The organism is Paraburkholderia susongensis (assembly GCF_900177725.1).
GTDB classification, from domain to species: domain Bacteria; phylum Pseudomonadota; class Gammaproteobacteria; order Burkholderiales; family Burkholderiaceae; genus Paraburkholderia; species Paraburkholderia susongensis.
The window spans coordinates 488,322-499,917 of record NZ_FXAT01000004.1 but is presented as its reverse complement, the minus strand read 5'-3'; the positions used below and the strand labels follow the sequence as shown (position 1 = coordinate 499,917).

Annotated in this window: 12 protein-coding genes; 4 read left to right on the top strand and 8 right to left on the bottom strand. The window is 64.1% G+C overall.

What is annotated here, in order from left to right:
- The first annotated feature begins 343 nt into the window (after positions 1 to 343).
- The 3 genes from B9Z01_RS15125 to B9Z01_RS15115 all read left to right on the top strand — a co-directional run bounded on the left by B9Z01_RS15125 (position 344) and on the right by B9Z01_RS15115 (position 2,904).
- A complete protein-coding gene (locus B9Z01_RS15125) occupies positions 344 to 883 on the top strand; it encodes an energy transducer TonB family protein (protein ID WP_420814672.1) in 540 nt (179 codons plus the stop codon).
- Positions 884 to 1,237: 354 nt separating this feature from the next.
- Positions 1,238 to 2,545, top strand: a complete 1,308-nt coding sequence (locus tag B9Z01_RS15120; RefSeq protein WP_085484327.1) for an MFS transporter — start codon at positions 1,238 to 1,240, stop codon at positions 2,543 to 2,545.
- A 179-nt stretch (positions 2,546 to 2,724) separates the two neighbouring features.
- Positions 2,725 to 2,904, top strand: a complete 180-nt coding sequence (locus B9Z01_RS15115) for a hypothetical protein (protein ID WP_085484325.1) — start codon at positions 2,725 to 2,727, stop codon at positions 2,902 to 2,904.
- A gap of 19 nt (positions 2,905 to 2,923) precedes the next feature.
- On the opposite strand, the gene B9Z01_RS35575 is transcribed toward B9Z01_RS15115, so the two are convergent.
- Together B9Z01_RS35575 and waaC are read right to left on the bottom strand one after the other, a co-directional pair.
- Positions 2,924 to 3,061 (bottom strand): hypothetical protein, encoded by a 138-nt coding sequence (locus tag B9Z01_RS35575; protein WP_167387493.1) that lies wholly within the window; start codon positions 3,059 to 3,061, stop codon positions 2,924 to 2,926.
- 565 nt (positions 3,062 to 3,626) lie between these two features.
- Positions 3,627 to 4,631 (bottom strand): lipopolysaccharide heptosyltransferase I, encoded by a 1,005-nt coding sequence (gene waaC, locus B9Z01_RS15110; protein WP_085484323.1) that lies wholly within the window; start codon positions 4,629 to 4,631, stop codon positions 3,627 to 3,629.
- Positions 4,632 to 4,852: 221 nt separating this feature from the next.
- On the opposite strand from waaC, the gene B9Z01_RS15105 reads away from it, so the two are divergent.
- The gene (locus B9Z01_RS15105) at positions 4,853 to 6,469 is read left to right on the top strand and encodes a chloride channel protein (RefSeq protein ID WP_085484321.1); all 1,617 of its coding nucleotides are present in this window, start codon (positions 4,853 to 4,855) and stop codon (positions 6,467 to 6,469) included.
- Between the two features lie 233 nt (positions 6,470 to 6,702).
- On the opposite strand, the gene B9Z01_RS15095 is transcribed toward B9Z01_RS15105, so the two are convergent.
- From B9Z01_RS15095 to map, 6 genes are all read right to left on the bottom strand, one after another.
- On the bottom strand, positions 6,703 to 7,014 hold the full coding sequence (locus B9Z01_RS15095) for a YXWGXW repeat-containing protein (protein WP_085484317.1): 312 nt from the start codon (positions 7,012 to 7,014) through the stop codon (positions 6,703 to 6,705).
- 414 nt (positions 7,015 to 7,428) lie between these two features.
- On the bottom strand, positions 7,429 to 7,683 hold the full coding sequence (gene minE / locus B9Z01_RS15090) for a cell division topological specificity factor MinE (RefSeq protein ID WP_085484315.1): 255 nt from the start codon (positions 7,681 to 7,683) through the stop codon (positions 7,429 to 7,431).
- A 14-nt stretch (positions 7,684 to 7,697) separates the two neighbouring features.
- Positions 7,698 to 8,513 (bottom strand): septum site-determining protein MinD, encoded by an 816-nt coding sequence (gene minD, locus B9Z01_RS15085; RefSeq protein ID WP_085484313.1) that lies wholly within the window; start codon positions 8,511 to 8,513, stop codon positions 7,698 to 7,700.
- Between the two features lie 104 nt (positions 8,514 to 8,617).
- Positions 8,618 to 9,511, bottom strand: coding sequence for a septum site-determining protein MinC (gene minC, locus B9Z01_RS15080; RefSeq protein ID WP_085484311.1), 894 nt, complete (start codon positions 9,509 to 9,511; stop codon positions 8,618 to 8,620).
- Positions 9,512 to 9,792: 281 nt separating this feature from the next.
- Complete coding sequence (locus B9Z01_RS15075; protein ID WP_085484309.1) at positions 9,793 to 10,326, bottom strand: GNAT family N-acetyltransferase; 534 nt, start codon at positions 10,324 to 10,326, stop codon at positions 9,793 to 9,795.
- Between the two features lie 178 nt (positions 10,327 to 10,504).
- The gene (map, locus tag B9Z01_RS15070) at positions 10,505 to 11,290 is read right to left on the bottom strand and encodes a type I methionyl aminopeptidase (protein WP_085484307.1); all 786 of its coding nucleotides are present in this window, start codon (positions 11,288 to 11,290) and stop codon (positions 10,505 to 10,507) included.
- Positions 11,291 to 11,596: the final 306 nt, after the last annotated feature.

The following is an 11,596-nucleotide window of genomic DNA, read 5'->3' as shown; positions in this document are numbered from 1 at the left end:
AGCCGCATGAGCCACGCACAGAAGGTAAAAGAAAGCCCGCGCAAAGCGGGCTGAAAAAGACTTCCACCGATGCCTCATTGAAGAGGCCATTAAAGTGTAGGCGCGTTTCTCGTCGCGACCAATTCGCGCATATTTCCGGCCGTTACAGCGAGGCGCTGCACGCGTCGTGAGTACGCGTAGCGGGCGCATGCATGAGCACGCGCAACAGCAAGTACAGCAGCGGGCGAACGCTGATTGAATACTGACGGTTTTTGACTACCATCCAATCAGGCCCTCTTCGCAGTGTCCGTCGACGATGCTCTCCCGCATATCTACCCTTCTGCCCCGCCGTGTGATTCAACGCTTGCAACGCATCGAACGCTTCGCCGCAACGGCGCGCGCGAGTGCGTTGCCGCTGTCATTGCCGCTGTCGTTGCGCACACCTCGCGCACTGCTTGCCGCGCTCGGCATCGCCACCCTCGCCGGCTGTACGATCACACCGCTGATGCCGCACGAAACCGTCAACACGCCGGTCGCCGCGATCAACAGCGCGGCACTTGATCAATACCGCGACGCGGTCGCGCGGCGCATCACCGAACGCAATCCGTCGTATGTGCTGCAAGGCAAGCCGCAGGCGATGCTGCGCTCGCTCGTGGTGGTTTCGTTCACGGTCGATCGCAACGGACGCATCGTCGAGTCGTCGATCTATCGCACCAACGGCGACGACGAAGCCGAAAGCACCGCGCTCGCGACGCTGCGGCGCTCCGCGCCTCTGCCGATACCGCCCGGCAAACTGCTGAACGGTCGCGGCCAGCTCGAACTGTTCGAAGACTGGCTCTTCAACGACAACGGTAAATTCCAGTTGCGCGAGCTGGCGGCGCCGCAAGCGGAAACGCTCGACTGAGCGCGGGTTGCGCGTGCCGCGTCACACATCGCGGTGCGCGGCACGGCACACTGCGGCGTGAAGTCCTCGGGCGCACGCGGCTATCATTGCACCCGCAGCCTTACGCCGCCATTGCTGTGCAACAACGGCGCTCGCTATAATTTTCCGATTCCCCGCGCCGGAGCCTTCCGGCATGACTCACGCCGTCCGTCTACCCGCCGGTGCGGCGCACGAGCCGATTGTTGCAATGCTGCGGCACCACCCGCGAGCGGCGCCGCAGCTTATAACCTCAACGAGGATGCCGCCCCCGCGCGCCGCCTGTCTGCGAAACAAGGCACAGCGAGGAGCGGCGTCACGACATATGGAGACCCTTGCATGTCCACTTCGCCGATTTCCGCGGCCCAGCCCGCAAGCGGGCAAAACAGTAGCGCGCGAATCATCTTCGCGAGCTTCATCGGCACCGCGATCGAGTTCTACGATTTCTATGTCTACGCGACCGCTGCGGCGCTCGTCATCGGCCCCGTGTTCTTCCCGCACGGCTCGGCCACCGCGCAGGCGCTATCGGCGTTCGTCACGTTCGGCATCGCGTTCGTGGCGCGGCCGATCGGCTCGTTCCTGTTCGGCCACTTCGGCGACCGCATCGGCCGCAAGTCGACGCTCGTCGCGTCGCTGCTCGTGATGGGCCTGTCCACCACGCTGATCGGCTTCGTGCCGGGCTACGACGCGATCGGCAGCCTCGCGCCGATCCTGCTGTGCGTGCTGCGTTTCGGCCAGGGCATCGGCCTCGGCGGCGAATGGGGCGGCGCCGCGCTGCTCGCCACCGAAAACGCGCCGGCCGGCAAGCGCGGCTGGTTCGGCATGTTCCCGCAGCTTGGGCCCTCGATCGGCTTTCTCGCGTCGAACGGCCTGTTCTTCGCGCTCTCCCTGTCGCTCTCCGACGAGCAGTTCCGCAGCTGGGGCTGGCGCGTGCCGTTCATCGTCAGCGCGGTGCTGGTGGCGCTCGGCCTCTACGTGCGTCTGAAGATCGCCGAGACGCCGGCATTCACGGCCGCGATCGAGCGCAAGGAACGCGTGCGCGTGCCGATCGCGACGCTGTTCTCGCAACACTGGGTGCCCACCATTCTCGGCGCGCTCGCGATGGTGGTCTGCTACACGCTGTTCTACAACGCGACGACATTCTCGCTGTCGTACGGCGTCGGTACACTGCATATTTCGCGGCAGACCTTCCTCGGCCTGCTGTGCATCGCGGTCGTGTTCATGGCGCTCGCGACGCCGCTGTCGGCGCACGCGAGCGACCGCTTCGGGCGTAAGCCGGTGCTGATCGTCGGCATCATCGCGGCGATCCTGTCGGGCTTCACGATGGCGCCGCTGCTCGGCAGCGGCGAGCCGCTCCTCGTGCTGCTGTTCCTCGTGATCCAGCTGTTCCTGATGGGCGTGACCTTCGCGCCGATGGGCGCGCTGCTGCCGGAGCTGTTCCCGACCAACGTGCGCTATACCGGCGCCGGTGTCGCCTATAACCTCGGCGGGATTCTCGGCGCGTCGGTGGCGCCGTATATCGCGCAGGTGCTCGCCGCGCACGGCGGGCTGCCGTGGGTCGGCGCGTATGTGTCGGTCGCCGCGGCCGTGAGCCTGCTGGGCGTGCTGTGCATGCGCGAAACGCGCGACGAAAGCCTCATGAAATGACGCAGCGATGAAGCTGCGCGCACGAGCCGGGCAGTGCCGGATGCATCCTCGATGCATCCGGCACCCCTCTTTCCTGCTGGCCATTTGGCGGACGCGCCTGGGTAAATCCCCCGCCTTGCGCGTCTTTTTGACTTGCCTATACTCCCTGACATAACCCTAAGAGAAACAGGGAGACTCGCATGAGCATCCATCTTCACAATGCCGACATCGTGATGATCATCGCGCTGGCCTTGCTCGGCGCGTTGCTGCTTGCCCTGCGTTTTCGTCCGGCGACGTGGAAAGGCATTGTCGTCGAAGCGCTCGCGGCAAACGCGGCGGCCATCGCCGCGGTCATCGCATTCGAAATGCTCGTGACCTGAGCGGCGCTGGGCATCGGCTTCAACGGTAGCCATAGTAGCCGTGATGGTAATAGCCGCCGCCACCGTAGTAGTAGCCCGGCGCCGGCGCGATGACGCAGCCGCCTAGTGCCGTTGCGAGGAGCGTGCCGGCGGCGAGAGTCAGAATCAAGCGTTTCATGTTGTTCTCCATCGAGTCAGATTGATTCGAGTCCAAGCCCCGAATGTCTCGATTGAACACGATCCGCCCCCCGGCGAACGTTGCCATTTGTAAGGGAAGTTCACGCAGGTGTTACAGGATTGGCACGGCTGATCCACCCATTCGATACCTGGGCGCCGCAGGTCCGGCATCGCGTCGATATGGCGGAGAACACCGCCTATACTGCGTTGAGCACAGTGGTGTCACGCAGGCCTTGCCGGCAGTGCATACGCGGCCCGCTGGATAAATAGCCGGCATAGGCTTCCTGCATAGAGGCCGGGCATTGAGGCGTTGCATCGCAACGGTTCGCTGGAGCGCGCTGGATTCGCCGCAGAACGTACGCGCCGCCGCGGCGCTCAACGAAACAGATTTAACAGGCGTGTAATCGATTCCTCTCCGCCCGTCGTTCCCCGACACGGGCGTTTTTGGAGGCGCGACGCGACACTACCCGCTCGCACGAGTGGAGTGCGCGTCGCGCCTCTTTTCTTTCGTGCAAACTTTCCGCGCAAACGATTGCGCAATAACGCGGGAAAAGGACTCGCGGGACTCAGGCGGCGGCTGAGCCGTGCTGCTCCGCGAACTGGTCCGAGCTGGCGAGCACGTAGTCGAGCGCTTCGAGCGCCGTGCCGATGGGCGGCACCGAGCGCCCGTCGCCGATCGAGATCGAACGGAACGGCGCGTCGACGCCGCAATGCGACGGCGAGGTCGCGGTGAAGATCATCACGGTGCGCTTCTGCAGCGCGTGCGCGAGATGGACGAAACCGGTGTCTGTGCCAACGACGAGCGCGCAGGCGTCGATCATCTGCGCGATCTCGGTCACGCTCATTGACGGCAGCACGGTCGCGCCCGGCACCTGTGCCGCGATCTGCTCGGCTTCGGCACGCTCGCCGGCCGAACCCCACGGCAGCACCACGTGAAAGCCGCGCTCACTCAGTTCGCGGCCGATCGCCGCCCAATGACCGGGTGGCCATTTCTTGTCGTTTTTTGACGTGGCGTGAAAGAACGCCGCGACGGGCGCGCTGCCGGGCGTGAACGGCTGCGTGAGCGGCTCGGGTAAGCGCAGGTTGTAGATGGGCGGGCCGTCCACTTCGTAGCCGAGCGCCTCGCTCGCGCTGATGCGCATGCCGTGCCACGCATTGCCTTGCGGACGCGGGCCGAAGCGGCCGGTGTACGCGAACGCGGCGCCGCGTTCGCCCAGATCCTGGGATTGATAGCCGATGCGCTGCGACGAGCGCGCGAGGAAGGCGATAATGGCGCTCTTGTAGACGCCGTGAATGTCGATGATGTAGTCGTAGCGGTAAGCACGCAGTTCCGCGATGGACGCCCAGATCGCCTTGAGATCGCTCCAGCGGCGCGCTTTCTTGAAGCGGCGCAGCGGCGCGCAAAGCACGCGGTCGACGCCCTCGCTCCAGTGCACCAGTTCCGCGAACGCTTCGTCAGCCGCCCAATCGACCTGAACGCCTGGAAACGCGCGTTTGATATCGGCCACGACCGGCAACGCCTGCACGATATCGCCTAGTGAAGTGACCTTGACAATAAGGATTCGCTTCATTGAGGGTCTGTTCATTGTTCGAAATTAAACCTATTTTAGCTGACGATTTCATCAGATCCGGCCAAACGCCGCAGTACGCGGTCTGTCGCTCAATACAGCGCGTTACACCGGGTTCCTGACAATTCGCCACATTAACGTATTTCAAAACACTTTCACCAATTTTTACCCTCATCTCGCGCCTTATACTTTTGCTTTTGCGCACCCGCCCACTCCCCCACTCCATGTCCCGGCCCTTCTCTCCCAGTTCGCCCCTTGTCGTACGCCGCGCTAAACGTCTGTGGCGGCAGTACGGTGTCTTCTGGCTCGGCGCGATCGCGGTCGGCCTCATCGCGGTGCTCTACGCCCGCCTGATCGACTGGGGCTACGACGCGTTTCGCCACGTGCAGCATCAGTACGTGTGGGCGCCGCTGCTGATCACGCCCGCCGTCGCGGCGCTCGCCGTCTGGCTCACGCGCACGTTCTTTCGCGGCGCGGAAGGCAGCGGCATCCCGCAGGTGATCGCGACGCTGCACGCGAATCCCAGTACATACGGCGCGCGGCTGCTGTCGCTGCGGATTCTGCTCGGCAAGATCGCAGTGTCGTTTCTCGGGATTCTCGGCGGCTTCACGATCGGCCGCGAAGGGCCCACCGTGCAGGTCGGCGCCGCGCTCATGTTCAATCTGCGCCGGCTCTATCCGCGCTCGAACGCACAGATCGAACGGCAGCTCGCGCTCGCCGGCGCGGCCGCGGGTCTGTCCGCCGCGTTCAATACGCCGCTTGCCGGCATCGTGTTCGCCATCGAGGAACTGACGCGCAGCTTCGAAGCGCGCGCGAGCGGCGTGCTGATCACGGCGATCATCATCGCGGGCGTGGTCGCGCTCGGGCTGAACGGCAACTACACGTATTTCGGCACGATCCAGATCGGCGCGCATTTCCCCGATCTGCTCGCGCTCGCGGTGCTGCTCACGGCGATCGTCACGGGAATCGCCGGCGGCATATTCTGCTGGCTGCTGCTCAATACCGCGCGCTGGATTCCCGCGCCGCTGCGTCAGCTGCACGGCGAACGGCCGGTCGTGTTTGCCGCGTTGTGCGGCTTCGCGATCGCGGTGGTGGGTGTGATCTCGGGCGGTACGACGTTCGGCAGCGGCTATGCGGAAGCGCGCGGTTTGCTCGACGGACATGAGCAGTTGTCGGTGTTCTATCCGTTCCTGAAGATGATCGCGATGGTCGGCTCATACCTGCCCGGCATTCCGGGCGGCATCTTCGCACCATCGCTGTCGATCGGCGCGGGCTTCGGCAATCTGCTGCACATCGTGTTCGGCTCGATGCAATTGCCGATGCTGATCGCGCTCGCGATGGTCGGCTATCTCGCGGCAGTGACGCAATCACCGATTACGTCGTTCGTGATCGTGATGGAGATGATCGACGGCCATGCGCTCGTAATTTCGCTGATGGCCACCGCGTTGATTGCGAGCCGCGTGTCGCGCTTGTTCGCGCCGCCGCTCTATGAGTCGCTGGCGCAGCGTTATATGGCGCCGCTGCCGCAACCGGCACCCGCGCCGGTGCCGGAAGTGCCCGAGGTCGAAGCGCCTGAGCCTGTCGCCGAGGTGTCCGAAGCCGATGCGTCCGTCACGAGCGCAGAGGCAAACGTCGCGGAGAACGGCGCTGAGGACCGTATGACGGAGGCCACTGCAAACGCCACTGCAAATACCGTTGCTAACGCGGCGGCAGACGCTGCAGAAGCTGCAGACGCCGCCGCAAACACCGCCCCACACACCGGGACAAACGAAGCGGCAAACGAAGCAACAAACCGGGCAACCGACGAAGCGACCAACGCCCCCGACACACCGCGTCAGTAGACGACCACGCGCGGCGCGTGCACGTACATCGGCCGCGCGGGTACGACGACACAGCCGGCGAGCATCACCGCGAGCGCGGCAAGCACGAGCAGATTCTTTTTCATTGCGTGTTTCTCCATACTCACAGGCGCGCTATAGCGCGCCCGTTCCATCAAACCTGAACACACGGCGCGGGCGATGTCGACCGCCATGCGCCGCGCGCCGCTGAACGCCAACGCGCCGTCTGCGCCCGGTTACGCCCAGTGACCCGGAACCCAGCGATAGTTCGGACCGTGCTCGATCCAGTGACCCGGCATCCAGTGATAGCCGACGCGTTCAGCCTGCCAGTGTCCGCCGACCCATACGTAGCGGCCATGATCCCAGCGCCAGTGACCGTGGTCCCACACATAGCCGACACGCGGCGCGGGCACCGCTTCGAAGCGGACCGGCGGCGGCGCGGACGGCGCAACGATGACGACTTCCTCTGCCGAAGCCGACGCCATCGCGGCGGCGCCGGCGGCAATCAGCACGGTGTTGGCAAGCAGCAGGCGAAAGGTTCTGTTCATGATTTCCCTCTTTGGTTGAACACCGGATGCGGCGTTACCGGTTTAATGCGCGAGGGTTCGGCACGGCTGACGATGCCCGTGTAACGGCACACGCTGAAGTGCAACGGATTATTTCGACCGGAGCATGGAGCGCGGCGAGCGCCGCAGAGGCCGGGATTGGGAGAGGCCGACGAATGGAAGAGTTTCGGCGAGAGAACTTCGATGAGGAGACTTCGGCGAGAACTCACATGCGAGCGCACGCGCGAGCACGAACGAACGCCGCACAAGCGGAAAAGCAGGGAAGCGGAAAGCAGACGGCACACGCCGCACAGCATCGCGTCGAATCACCGCGACACCATGCAGCGCACCGCACGCGGTGCACGCGGCGCACAACCGGCCGCCAACGAGCGGCCGGGCACGCGGTCCAACGAACGATCAGACCTGCGGTATTTCGATCTTGACCTCGAGCACTTCGAGATCGTCCTGACGCTCGAGGCTTACGCGAATATCGTCATTGGAGATCTTCACGTACTTCGAGATCACGGCCACCAGTTCGCGTTGCAACGCAGGCAGATAATCGGCGGGCGCATGGCCGCTGGCGCGCTCGTGCGCGATGATCAACTGCAGGCGTTCCTTCGCTACCGACGCGGACTTCTTTTTCTCGCCCAGCAAAAACGAAAGAATCGACATTACGTGCGCTCCCCTTACTTGGTGCCGAAGAGGCGCTGCAGCAGCCCGGGCTTCTGGTAATCGACAAAGCGGAGCGATTTCTGCTCGCCGAGGAAACGCGACACGACGTCCTTGTAGGATTCGGCCACATCGGTACCGTCGAGATGCACGGCCGGCAGACCCTGGTTCGACGCGTGCAGCACGGCTTCCGATTCCGGAATCACGCCGATCAGATCGATGCGCAGAATTTCCTGGATGTCGGTGAGCGAGAGCATTTCTCCTTCGTTGACGCGCTTCGGGTTGTAGCGCGTGATAAGCAGATGTTCCTTGATCGGCTCCTTGCCTTCGATCGCGCGCTTCGTCTTCGACGAGAGGATGCCGAGAATGCGGTCCGAGTCGCGTACCGACGACACTTCCGGATTCGTCACGATCAGCGCCTCGTCGGCGAAGTGCATCGCGAGCAGCGCGCCCGATTCGATGCCGGCCGGCGAATCGCAAACGATGTACTCGAAGTCCATCGCGATCAGATCGTTGATGACCTTCTCGACGCCTTCCAACGTGAGCGCGTCTTTATCGCGCGTCTGCGAGGCCGGCAGGATGAACAGGTTCTCGCACTTCTTGTCCTTGATGAGCGCCTGGTTCAGATTGGCTTCGCCCTGGATCACGTTGATCAGGTCATACACGACGCGGCGCTCGCAGCCCATGATGAGGTCGAGATTGCGCAGGCCGACGTCGAAGTCGATCACGGCGGTCTTGCTGCCACGCAATGCGAGGGCCGATGCAAAACTCGCGCTCGTGGTCGTCTTGCCCACGCCACCCTTGCCCGAAGTCACCACAATGATTTTTGCCATTACCCTTACCTTGTGTTCGTCAAATGCGTCAGTTATGTGCGGCCTTTTTTCCGTGAAACGCCGTGTGCCGGAGAACGCCATGAGCCACGCGCGCTTCGCGCCTCTCAGGTGAGCCGCAACGGTTCGATCATCAGTTTTTCTTCTTCGAGCCAGATCTGCACCGGCTTGCCGAGCACGTCGGCCGGCAGCGGGTTCTCGGTCGTTCGATAGATGCCTGCGATCGAGATGAGTTCCGGCTCGAGACACGTGCAGAAAATGCGCGCGTCGTGATTGCCCTGCACGCCGGCCAATGCCCGGCCGCGCAGCGGCGCGTAAATGTGGATATTGCCTTCCGCGATCACCTCGGCGCCGTAGCTCACGAGGCCGAGCACGACGAGATCGCCTTTTGCGTAAATGCGCTGGCCCGAGCGCAGCGGCTTGTCGATCACCATCGTTTGCGACGACGTGGCAAGCCTCACCGGCTCGACGCCCGCCGCTGGCTCGAGCGCGGCGGAGGCGCCGGAACTGGCTGCCGGGATGGCCGTGGTGACTGCCGTGCTCGTTGCCGGATTTGTTGCTTTGTTTGCGGTTGTGTCTGCGGCAGCGCCTGTAGCCGCGCTGCTAGCCAGGTTGGTAGCCGCGTTGGCGGCCGTGCCCGCTGCCGCCGCGCCCTCTTCGTCGCTCTGCTTCGCTGCGCCGCCGCGGCGGTCGCGCGCCTCGAGCAACGGCAACGCCGCTTCAGCCGCCCACGCCTGCGCCGCATTGGCGACCACGCCGATCGGCCGCATGCGCACGCTGTCGAGCAGTTGCGCGATGTCGGCGAGCGGCACGCGCTCGTTTTCAGCGAGACGCCGCACGTCGATCGCGACGACGTCGTTCGCGAAGAATTCGGGGGTCGCCTCGAAGCGCCGCGTCAGTTCGGCGCGCATCGCTTCGAGGTCGGTCGTCTTGACCACGAACATGAGCGTGTCGACAGAGCCGCTGCGAAGTTCGAAAAAGGGCGATTTCTTGGGCGACATAGCGTTCGGCAAAAAATTTTGCGTATTTTACAGGCGTACACGCACACGGCCAGTTTTTTTGCCGGGAGAATCTGCTGTCGCTCGTACTGCGCAGCGAGATGCCGGGCCCGAGAGGCCGCGCGCCTGGCGCGCCGCGCACAGGTACGGGCGGCCGCGCTCGTCGCGCGGCCGTGATCGTGGACTATACGGAAGAAAATGACGCAGGAAAAAATTCGCGCCGGGGAGAGGCCAGGAAGAGGCCGGGCAAATGCGAGCGGCAGGCTCTCGCGCCGCCCGCGGGATCACGACTGATGCGCCTGCGACGCGGCCGTCACGTGCCGCACCAGCAGACTTTCGGCCTGCTCGGGAGCGCGCGCGCCGCGCCGGTGCTCACCGGCCGGACCGAAGCCGAGCGCCTCGTAGAAGCGCATCGCCGTGCGGTTGGCGTCGGCGACCCACGCGTAGATTTCCACTGCGCCCGCGCCCGCGAGCCAGTTGCTCGCCGTGTCGACGAGCAGTTCGCCGCCGCGCAGATGGCGCACGGCCGGCGCTACCCACAGTTCACAAACGAACGCGCGACGCGCGGCGGTGTCGTCGAAATGCGCTTCGATCAGGCCGGCCGGATGGCCTTCGGTGTAGAGGATGAAGGTGCCGACGGACAGCGAAACCTCGTGCTGCGCCGCAGTGGCGTCGAAACTGGCGGCGTCGGCCGATAACGCGTCCTCCAGCGTCGCGCCGAAGGCATAGGGCGCCTCTCGCAGCGACGCAGTACGGAGTTCGCGAAAAACGGCGCCCTGATCAGCGGTGATGCGGCGAACAGTCAATGACGGACTCATGCAGACGAAAACCCCTTGAAACCCTAACACGTAGCTTTAACCGAACCGGCACGCGAGTCAATTTATTATTGACCAGAACAGCCGGGCACGCGAGGCATTCGCATCGGATGCGAACAATGCCGGCCACAATCGGCGTCGCTGGCATTGACTGCAAGCTTCAAAGCCGCATGCGGCGCGCTCACGGCGCCTCGTAGCGGCCGGTGCCGTCCGGCCACGGCGTGAGCAGTTCATAGCCGTCGTCGGTCACGGCGACCATGTGCTCCCACTGCGCCGAGAGCGAGCGGTCCTTCGTGACCACGGTCCAACCGTCGCGCTGCACGCTCGTGCCGGCACGGCCCGCGTTGATCATCGGCTCGATCGTGAACACCATGCCCGGCTTCAGGCGTACGCCCTGCCCCGGCTGGCCGTAGTGCAGCACCTGCGGATCTTCGTGATAAACCTTGCCGATGCCGTGCCCGCAATAGTCGCGCACGATCGAGAAGCCCTCGCGCTGAGCAACCTTCTGGATCGCGTGGCCGACGTCGCCGAGCGTCGCGCCCGGCTTCACTTCGCGGATGCCGGCCACCATCGCCTCGTAGGTCGTGTCGACCAGTTGACGCGCGACCGTGCTCGGCTGGCCGACGCAGTACATGCGGCTCGTGTCGCCGAAATAGCCGTCCCTGATGATCGCGACGTCGATGTTGATGATGTCGCCGTCCTTGAGGACCTCGTTGCGGTTCGGGATGCCGTGGCACACCACGCTGTTGACCGACGTGCAGACGGTCTTCGGAAAGCCCATATAACCGACATTCGCCGGAATCGACTTTTGCGTGTTGACGATGTAGTCGTTGCACAGCGCGTCGAGTTCGTCGGTGGACACGCCGGCCTTGACGTGCTCGCCGATCATTGCCAGTACGTCGGCCGCGAGGCGGCCGGCAATGCGTAGCCTCGCGATATCGTCGGGGGTCTTGTAGGTAATGGCCATGAATTCAGTCGATGTGAGTCGCGGGGTCAGGCGCGAGATGATCCGCCAGGCTCGAAAGCGCAGCGGCCCGCAACCGCCTCTCGATCGGGCGATTTCGGGCAATTGTACAGAGGATCGCGGATGGACCCTGCTGAAAGCGGCTGAAGCGGTGCGTATGAGAGCGGTTGTTACGCTATCGAGAGGAGCGCTGGCAGGTGCGCGGTTGGAAGGTTTATCAAACCTCATCGCCCATCGTGCGAACAATTCAGTTTTCCGAACTAAATTCCGGGAAGCTTATGTTCACACGAGGTGTCGGCGTGCTGCCCT

Bases quoted from the DNA above. Each gene is read 5' to 3' on its own strand.
- B9Z01_RS15075 (WP_085484309.1), bottom strand. From the start codon at position 10,326: ATGAGTCCGTCATTGACTGTTCGCCGCATCACCGCTGATCAGGGCGCC.
- B9Z01_RS35575 (WP_167387493.1), bottom strand. From the start codon at position 3,061: ATGAAACGCTTGATTCTGACTCTCGCCGCCGGCACGCTCCTCGCAACG.
- B9Z01_RS15095 (WP_085484317.1), bottom strand. From the start codon at position 7,014: ATGAACAGAACCTTTCGCCTGCTGCTTGCCAACACCGTGCTGATTGCC.
- map (WP_085484307.1), bottom strand. From the start codon at position 11,290: ATGGCCATTACCTACAAGACCCCCGACGATATCGCGAGGCTACGCATT.
- minD (WP_085484313.1), bottom strand. From the start codon at position 8,513: ATGGCAAAAATCATTGTGGTGACTTCGGGCAAGGGTGGCGTGGGCAAG.
- minC (WP_085484311.1), bottom strand. From the start codon at position 9,511: ATGTCGCCCAAGAAATCGCCCTTTTTCGAACTTCGCAGCGGCTCTGTC.
- B9Z01_RS15105 (WP_085484321.1), top strand. From the start codon at position 4,853: ATGTCCCGGCCCTTCTCTCCCAGTTCGCCCCTTGTCGTACGCCGCGCT.
- waaC (WP_085484323.1), bottom strand. From the start codon at position 4,631: ATGAAGCGAATCCTTATTGTCAAGGTCACTTCACTAGGCGATATCGTG.
- minE (WP_085484315.1), bottom strand. From the start codon at position 7,683: ATGTCGATTCTTTCGTTTTTGCTGGGCGAGAAAAAGAAGTCCGCGTCG.
- B9Z01_RS15120 (WP_085484327.1), top strand. From the start codon at position 1,238: ATGTCCACTTCGCCGATTTCCGCGGCCCAGCCCGCAAGCGGGCAAAAC.
- B9Z01_RS15115 (WP_085484325.1), top strand. From the start codon at position 2,725: ATGAGCATCCATCTTCACAATGCCGACATCGTGATGATCATCGCGCTG.